12 protein-coding genes are annotated in these 8,021 nt (G+C 45.0%); 2 read left to right on the forward strand and 10 right to left on the reverse strand.

Translation table 11 applies throughout. The features are described from left to right. Window positions 1–39: 39 nt before the first annotated feature. From HU147_RS15645 to HU147_RS15675, 7 genes are all read right to left on the reverse strand, one after another. Window positions 40–783, reverse strand: coding sequence for a lysophospholipid acyltransferase family protein (locus HU147_RS15645; protein ID WP_224077093.1), 744 nt, complete (start codon window positions 781–783; stop codon window positions 40–42). Then, window positions 776–1,264 carry a dihydrofolate reductase gene (locus HU147_RS15650; RefSeq protein ID WP_224077094.1) on the reverse strand — a complete coding sequence of 163 codons (489 nt, stop codon included), beginning with the start codon at window positions 1,262–1,264 and terminating at the stop codon, window positions 776–778. The genes HU147_RS15645 and HU147_RS15650 overlap by 8 nt, the downstream gene beginning before the upstream one ends. Before the next feature lie 12 nt (window positions 1,265–1,276). Next, a complete protein-coding gene (locus HU147_RS15655; RefSeq protein WP_224077095.1) occupies window positions 1,277–2,221 on the reverse strand; it encodes a thymidylate synthase in 945 nt (314 codons plus the stop codon). 105 nt (window positions 2,222–2,326) lie between these two features. Then, window positions 2,327–2,923: a YpjP family protein gene (locus HU147_RS15660; protein WP_224077096.1), complete on the reverse strand. Its 597-nt coding sequence runs from the start codon at window positions 2,921–2,923 to the stop codon at window positions 2,327–2,329. Between the two features lie 343 nt (window positions 2,924–3,266). After that, entirely contained in the window at window positions 3,267–4,046 is a 780-nt protein-coding gene (locus HU147_RS15665) for a class I SAM-dependent methyltransferase (RefSeq protein ID WP_224077097.1), read from the reverse strand. Beyond that, complete coding sequence (locus tag HU147_RS15670; protein ID WP_224077098.1) at window positions 4,043–4,480, reverse strand: BrxA/BrxB family bacilliredoxin; 438 nt, start codon at window positions 4,478–4,480, stop codon at window positions 4,043–4,045. The genes HU147_RS15665 and HU147_RS15670 overlap by 4 nt, the downstream gene beginning before the upstream one ends. Before the next feature lie 238 nt (window positions 4,481–4,718). Continuing rightward, entirely contained in the window at window positions 4,719–5,075 is a 357-nt protein-coding gene (locus HU147_RS15675; protein WP_224077099.1) for a YolD-like family protein, read from the reverse strand. 353 nt (window positions 5,076–5,428) lie between these two features. Here HU147_RS15675 and HU147_RS15680 point away from each other — a divergent pair, with 353 nt between their 5' ends. Then, entirely contained in the window at window positions 5,429–5,674 is a 246-nt protein-coding gene (locus tag HU147_RS15680; protein WP_224077100.1) for a hypothetical protein, read from the forward strand. Between the two features lie 120 nt (window positions 5,675–5,794). Here HU147_RS15680 and HU147_RS15685 read toward each other — a convergent pair whose 3' ends face one another. Next, window positions 5,795–6,181: a VOC family protein gene (locus tag HU147_RS15685; RefSeq protein ID WP_224077101.1), complete on the reverse strand. Its 387-nt coding sequence runs from the start codon at window positions 6,179–6,181 to the stop codon at window positions 5,795–5,797. A 34-nt stretch (window positions 6,182–6,215) separates the two neighbouring features. Next, entirely contained in the window at window positions 6,216–6,488 is a 273-nt protein-coding gene (locus HU147_RS15690; RefSeq protein ID WP_224077102.1) for a hypothetical protein, read from the reverse strand. Window positions 6,489–6,724: 236 nt separating this feature from the next. Here HU147_RS15690 and HU147_RS15695 point away from each other — a divergent pair, with 236 nt between their 5' ends. Then, the gene (locus HU147_RS15695) at window positions 6,725–6,967 is read left to right on the forward strand and encodes a hypothetical protein (protein WP_224077103.1); all 243 of its coding nucleotides are present in this window, start codon (window positions 6,725–6,727) and stop codon (window positions 6,965–6,967) included. Between the two features lie 56 nt (window positions 6,968–7,023). Here HU147_RS15695 and HU147_RS15700 read toward each other — a convergent pair whose 3' ends face one another. Next, on the reverse strand, window positions 7,024–7,338 hold the full coding sequence (locus tag HU147_RS15700) for a hypothetical protein (protein ID WP_224077104.1): 315 nt from the start codon (window positions 7,336–7,338) through the stop codon (window positions 7,024–7,026). Between the last annotated feature and the right edge of the window lie 683 nt (window positions 7,339–8,021).

Below are 8,021 nucleotides of genomic sequence, written 5' to 3' on the forward strand. Positions count from 1 at the left end.
GGAACGGCCTGAAACGTCGCACCGTTTGGAAAAACAGACCTACTGGAGATCTGTTTTTTTCTGTGCCATCGCCTGGACTTCCACTTCAATTGTATTTTTGACTTTTTCGATCAATTGCTTGGCGTTCATTTTTTCAATTTCTTGGGCCGTAATCGGTTCAAGCACGCCGATTGTTACGTGCCCGGGCCGGATTTGGTTATTGTTTTTTTCCATAATATCCGATGTGCCGTGTATGGCAATCGGCACAATCGGTACTCCTGCATCCTTGGCAATGCGGATGAAACCGGATTTAAAGTCGATTAAGCCTTCGCCTTTGGAGCGGGTGCCTTCCGGAAAGATCAGGATGGAATGGCCGTCTTTCAGTTTCCCGACTGTATCCGCAATCGATTTATAAGCGCTTTTTCGGTCCGTCCGGTCCAAAAACACACAATTCATGTCTTCCATATATACCGGGATCACCGGAAATTTTTTCACTTCTTTTTTGGAAATAAACCCGAACGGCTTCGGAATTTCCGAAAGCAGCACCGGGATGTCAAAATTGCCTTCATGGTTGGCTACAAGAAGTGCGGCGCCGTCCGGCAAATGTTCAAGCCCGCTCGTTTCTATCCGGCTCCTTGTCCGCTCCATGATGCCTTTCGCCCATTTCCGGGGTTCCGTATGAATGAGGGCGTCGTATTCCTGTTTGCTCAAATTCTCTTTTTGCGCTCGGAACTTTTTCAAATTCATTGCTGCAATCGGCAAATAGCCGAATAAAAACGAGAAAGTCCGGAGAGATTTATACATGGCGGTTGTTCCGTTCCAGCACCAGGTAAACAAACCGGATGTCACCTGAAACCTGCTCTTCCGATTCGGAAACGGCTGTCCATTCCGCGCCGTATTCCGGGAAGAACGTATCCCCGTCAAACTCCTGCTTGATGAGCGTAATGTACAGGCGGTCTGCTTGCGGCAGAATGGTCCGGAAGATCTGTTCTCCGCCGATGACCATCACTTCTTCGTCCTGTTCTTTTGCAAGGCGAATTGCCTCGTCCAAATTATGCACCACATCGATGCCGTCTGCCCGGTATTCCGGATTGCGGGTCACCACGATATTTCGCCGCTTTGGCAGCGGACGCCCGATTGATTCATACGTATTGCGCCCCATCACAATCCCTTTGCCGATGGTATGTTTTTTGAAATAGGCCAGATCTTCCGGGATATGCCAAGGCAACTGATTGTCTTTTCCGATTACCCGGTTCGGATCATGTGCGACCATTAATGAAATCATCTAAACTCCCCCTTAAACTGCAACAGGCGCTTTGATGCGCGGATGCGGATCATAGCCCTCAATCGTAATATCTGCCAGCTCCAAATCAAAAATCGATGCTACGTCTTCATTGATTTTCACGGTCGGCAGTTTTTTCGGTTCTCTGGACAGCTGTTCCGTCACTTGCTCAATGTGGTTTGAATACAGATGCGTATCTCCCGTTGTGTGGACAAAATCGCCCACTTCGAGGCCGCATTCACGGGCAACCAGATGCGTCAGCAAGGCGTAGGATGCAATATTGAACGGTACGCCCAAAAAGACATCGGCGCTGCGCTGGTACAATTGGCAGGACAATTTGCCGTCTGCTACATAGAACTGGAACATGATGTGGCATGGCGGAAGCGCCATCTCGTCGATAAATTCAGGGTTCCATGCCGTCACCAAGTGGCGGCGCGAATCCGGATTCTGTTTGATCGATTCGATGACATTTTTCAACTGGTCAATCGTGCCGCCGTCGGTTTTCGCCCATGACCGCCATTGCTTGCCGTATACCGGGCCAAGGTCGCCGTATTTTTCGGCAAAGCCATCTTCGTTCAAAATTTTCTCCTGGAAAATCGCCATCTGTTCCTGATATAGTTCTGCAAATTCCGGATCTTTCTGAGAGCGTCTTCCGAAATCAGCCATATCCGGCCCCTCGTACTCGTCGCTTTCCACCCACTGGGCGAATGCCCATTCATCCCAGATGTGATTGTTTTCTTCCAATAGAGTCTTCACGTTCGTATCGCCTTTGATAAACCAAAGCAATTCCGAGACAATCAAGCGAAACGCCGTTTTTTTCGTAGTCATCAATGGAAAACCCTCATTTAAGTCAAAGCGCATCTGGTGGCCGAACACACTCAAGGTGCCTGTACCGGTCCGGTCTTCCTTTTTCGCGCCATTATGTAAAATATGCTGGCATAAATCCAAGTATTGTTTCATTTTTATTCGCCTCCATTATTATGTTTATCATAACAAAAACACACAAAAAAAACCGTTACAAATGTAACGGTTTTAAGAAGCTGTCAATATTGAAAATTTTCGCTTTTACGAAAGCCATTTAGGCGGTGTGTTTTTGGACCAGTAAATATCGCCCAGGGCAATATGCTTTTGGAAATTGTCTTCCGCTACATGGTAATGGAAATTAAAGAAAAAGCCTTCAAGCGGTTTTTTCTCGGTTCTAACATGAAAACGGATGGCATCTTTGGAAGTTTCGGTATCGTAAATGTGAAAAATCTTTTCTGAATAATCACCGGAAGGTTTTTCGGAAATTGCCAGTTTGCGCAAAGTTTCAGTATCCATGCCGGCAAAGTGCATATCAATTGCCTGCTGAATATTCGGCAAAATGGCCGTCTCGAATTCATCTTTGATCACCGGTCCGATTTTTGTCCCGAATTTAAGGTATGCCTGTTCTTCGGCCGTTTTATGTACGATATCCAGGATTGAGGGATGGGTATCGTAATAAAGTTCACTCGGATCGATCCAGTCAAAACTATATTGTTTGTCATTGCCAGATGATGCCTGCGAATTGCTTAACGCTTTTTCATCCAATAAAGTTTCCCAAATCAGATGGCTGGGTGAAATCGCTCCCAAGGTTAAGACAGCCACTGCAATCATCAAAGACTTTTGCCACCACTTCTTCATCCATATCACCTTCAATTTTGAACATTTTATTAACGCGTGTTGTAATTTATACGAATTTCGTCTGTAAAGGTTTCATCTTCTTGAAATTCATTGTACAATAATAGTAATCATTTAGCTCTGTTTTTTTGAAAAAGGAGGATTTTTTCATGGATGCTTCATTGCTTATCGGTATTGGACTATTATTTATGCTTGGATATTTAGCTTCATTGAGCTTCACAGACTGAAGAATTCTTCCAGTTCGCTGGAAAACAAAAAGGCAGCCCACTGGGCTGCCTTTTTTTATTATCGCAAGATATGGTTTTTGATTAGAAAAATCCCCCATACCAATAGCTATCGACAGCCTTCATTGCTGGCGGCAGTCAATGAAACCATAGTGGAATTTCGTATTCGGCCGCACTCTTCGGACAAAACCGTACTTTTCAAAATCAACTGACCGGAAATGCGCTTTCAGGACAACGCTTTTGCGGGCTGCCCGAACCGCTTCCTTGACCCATTCGCCCGTCAGCTGGCTATTGTTTGCCGTTCCCCGAAGCGGTGTAAAATTCGAGGCTTCTGTAATTTCTTCCGTAAACATCGGGTCCATGTACACCACGTCCACGGCATTGTCCGGCAAACTTTTCAATACATCCACTGCGTTCTTTGAAACAACCCGGATCCGTTTCATCGCCTCATCCAAGTGCGGCATCGCATCATATTGGCCCAAGCCTTGTTCGATGACGTAAGCGAGGACTGGGTGGCTTTCACAGCCGATGACTTCGCCTTTACTGCCGACCCGGTAGGCCGCAACGATGGCGTCTGATGCCATGCCAAGCGTGCAATCAAAAAAGACTTCTCCCGCTTCAAGGTTTGAAACGGCTATAAGCGGATCTTCTTCAATCGGGCGTTTTGTCCGGAAAGCTGCCGAATTGGGATGAAAAAAGAACGGCTCGGTTTTGCCCAATGGGTAAAACTCGAGTCGTCCTTTTGCTGCAACCAGCACATCCGCGCATTCTTCCGCATGGATTTTTTCAATCGAACGCTTTTTCCGGAGCACAAACGGGATGGAAAGATCTGTTGCCGCTTGAGCTGCCAGTCGGTCGGTTTTGCCGTTCGGCCGGTATGCTGTCGTTACAATGGTCTTCACTGTGCTGATACCTGCTCCAACACTTGAGTCAAGTGATCGCGGATATGGTCTACATCGTGGTCTTCAATTTGTTCACGTGGAATAAAATACGCCAGCTGCCCGTCTTTCAAAACGGCAATCGAAGGCGAAGAAGGCGGGACATCTTCAAAGTAACTGCGCATTTGAGCCGTCGCTTCTTTGTCCTGCCCTGCAAAAACCGTTACTAAGTGATCCGGTTTCGCAGCAGTTGTCTCCAAAGCTTCGATTACTGCCGGACGTGCCAGTCCTGCTGCACAGCCGCAAACTGAGTTGATTACCACTAAGCTGGTTCCTTGTGCTTCCGCCATATGTTCGTTTACTTCTTCAGCTGTCGTTAATTCTTTGAAGCCGTTTGTTGTCAGTTCTTGGCGCATTGGGACAACAATGCCTTTCATGTACTCATCATATGCGTTCATGGTTTCCCTACTTTCGTATAGTCTGTTTTCCGCTGGGTGAATAGCGTTTTCTCCTTACCATTCTAACCCAAGACTTATACGCTTTCATAGTTTTTCGCTTCTGCAAGTATTTGTCTGCTTGTCTTAATCCATTTTTCAATCATCTATTTCAAATTTCCTCTTGGTCCGCATCCGTTCAAATCGCTTAAGGCAAAAGCCTCGGGAGGAGCTAAAAGGCCTCGTTAAAATAGGATTTTTTTTAATGGACAACCATGACTTCTACCACTTCGTCCAGCGGCAATCGCTTGATCCCGAATGGATCGTCGTAGTAGATGGATTTTGTGTCGGGGTTCATTCGTTTAATGGTACCGATATGATACTGAAACTCATGGTCTTTCCAGGATTTTATTCTGACGGTGCATTTGCTTTGCATGGCCGCTTCAATTTCCTCTTGAATCACCTGTGAGTCCCAATCGTCCAGTTCCGGCTTGTTCTCGCTGTTATTTTCTTCGAACCACTGGCTCAGTTTACTTATATGTCTAGTCAGCTTCAGCCCTTGGATATGCTCTTGGCCATTGGCATGATCGCTTTTTTCAATTTTTCTTGTCAATACCATGGTAGTTCCTCCTTTATGAAGAGTTAAGAACGTTTGTTCTATTAATATACCATAAAGTATTCGGAAAATACAAATATAATAAAAAAATATTAATTTGTTAATTAGGTCCAGAGAAATTGCTTATTGATCTAACTCATCCAAGCTTTTATCAACACTCCTCCCACCCAATGCCACATATGTATGTTTTATGAACAAGGTAACAATGAACCCTCCATAATTTTTATTTTCAAGTGAACATGTCTTGTAAAATACTGATAGCCATACTAATATAAGTGCAACGTTGACCTGAGTTAAATTTCATTTCTATAGGCTTGCGTGAAAAAGGATCCACTATAGAGAAGGGGTTGAAGCCCATGGATACAGTAAAGGATGTAGAGATTTACCTTTTAAGCAAAAAGAACAATTTAACGGCGCGGCGTTGGGCAAGAAACAAACGGCTCAAGCAGCGGATTTTGGAAAAGCACCTGACATGGAACGGCGACCAACTAAAAATCAATCGAATCGATAGGCTGAAGCCTTTGCACTCGAATATCGATCATTATTTGGAGAATCCCGCATTAATAGATGACCAATTCAGGCATGAAGCAGATCAAGCTTGAACTTCTTTTATTGAATCCCGAAACTATTGTTAAACTGAAAAGCAGTGGATGACCTTAAATGGCCATCCACTGCTTTTTAATATTTTGTAAATCTGGTTTAAAGAATTTTATCCAAGCCCGTTAAATTTGTGTGATTGCACAAAATGCCCCTGCCGGGTACTCGATCACTGCATAGCTGCCCGATCCAATTGAAGTTTTCGGTTCATAATGGACTTTTCCGCCCAGTTTTCTGCATGCACCAAGGCTCTCGTTCAAATCGTTTACCGTAAAGTAGACCAGCCAGACCGGAGGCAATGCTGCATTTTCTCCTTCCGGATGGCAGATGCCTGCCACGGGTTGTCCGTCTGTACGCGTCATGACATAATCATCGTAATTCCCCATGCTCAATCCGCCATGCTGCCATCCGATTACTTGTTCATAAAAATCCCTTACTTGTTCAGTGTGAGCAATGGTTAAATCAGCGGATAGGATGGCACCGGGGATGGGTTTCCGGTCTTCCATTTTCATTCCTCGCTTTCATTCAATTGGTTTCATTGCTGAACTACGTGCCAAGATTCGGGTATCTTCTGTTTGCATTTAATTTTCTGCACAGTTTATGGTGGGATTCAGATCCAATGTCATCCGGCAAAGTCACGGGTTCAGCTTCAATTACAATATTCTCCGCCATATAACGGCTTGCATCCAATTTCTCGTAATAATGATGGACATTTATGACATAAAAAGCGCAAAGCCCATCATCTTCCCGAAAATTAAGAAAGTCTCCGGGAATCGGCCGATAAAAAGAGTCTTCGGAAATCGGGATGGTAAACTGCATCTCCCCGCCTCCCGGAGGCACAACATGTACAGCAATTTCCAAAGTGAAGCACCTTCCTTTCAACTAAAAAATCAAATTGCAGCAAGAATGCGGTGCAGTCCATATATTTCATTTACATGTCTTTCCTGTAAAAATCCCCTAAAAAAAGGGAACCCATGGTATACTGTAGCTATTGCAACACATGGATTCTATTTGACTTTTCTTAGTCACTTTCCATTTCGGAAAGGAGAATGCAAATGTCTTATGAAAGCATTAAAGACCTTTTAGCAACAGTCCGTTATTACCACACCGTCAATATTGAGCAGTCTTTCCACCGGGAGGATCAAGCTTATATCTCCGTCAAGTGCCTTAAAAATACCCGCACTTTGGAATTGACCTTTATTGACAGCAAAGCAATCGTTCTCTATGAAAGTATTGAAGATGCCGCCCTTGCCATCTACGAAGCGATTAATACACCAGAGATTTCCCAAACTTCCTGAATTTCAGGAAGTTTTTTTATATAGTTGCTTAAAACCATTTATCATTGTCCCGAAAATCAGAATTGCTCGTATTTGTGATTGATGAAGTGGAGCATTTCTTCAAACAAGCTGGCATCATACCACACATACGGCACCACTTGGGTTACGCCGTCGCTTTTGATTTGCAGGTTGGTGGCGCTTAACTGAACAATTTTTGAGTCATCGACGTCTTCCTCTTTTTCTTTGATTTCGCGGCCCGAAAATTCCCGTTTCACCTTATCAAAAAAATAATTGCGTTTTTTTTCACTGTCAAAGTCCCAAGATTCGTATTTCCCTTGGCATAAAATCTCGATGGAATAAATTTCGTTGTCCAGTTCCAGTTCGTTGTCCATGTATATACCCCCTATTGGCTTTAACTGCTGAATTTAATGGTTTAGTGCAGTTTACCTCTTTCGGGTCTTTGGAAAACCTTTTCAATCATAAAAAGCCGACGGATTTTATTCCGCCGGCTTTCTATGCTGTCGAGAAACCCTGACAGTCTGAACCATTCCGCTTCAGGCGGACGCTTTTCGCGGGCTCGCGCCGAGCCGCTTCGTCGCTTCGCGACTCCAGGGTCTCGACGGCTTCGCTTTCCCGCAGAAAAGGCATTGGCCGAAGCCTGCGAGGGCAGGCCTTTGCGACGAAGCTAGCGCTGCGATGCAGGAGCAGTGGTTTTTCGCCGCCTTCCGCTTCATTCTATTCCTGCTTCTTTACCAGGATCTACGTGAAAAGAGGGAATAAAATGAAGCACACCTTGGTTTCTTGCCTTCCCTTGATATGGAGCAAACCAGCGGAGACGCCTGCGGGAAAGCGAGATAGCCGAGACCCCGCAAGGCGCAAAGCGGCTGAGGAGGCTTGGCGGATCGCCCGCGGCAAGCGGAGCTGGTTTGCGGAATATCGGAGATATTCTCAGCTTGTTGAGAAACTAAGGTTTTGACCATCAAGCTCTTTGTTTTTGAATGAAAAATCAATTGAACATCGAGTTTTTAGACCCTCCTGTTAAGCAGGAGGGTCATTTTTTTGATATTCTGCGCTG

The sequence above is a fragment of the Planococcus chinensis genome (assembly GCF_020071995.1).
In the GTDB taxonomy this organism is placed as follows: Bacteria; Bacillota; Bacilli; order Bacillales_A; family Planococcaceae; genus Planococcus; species Planococcus chinensis_A.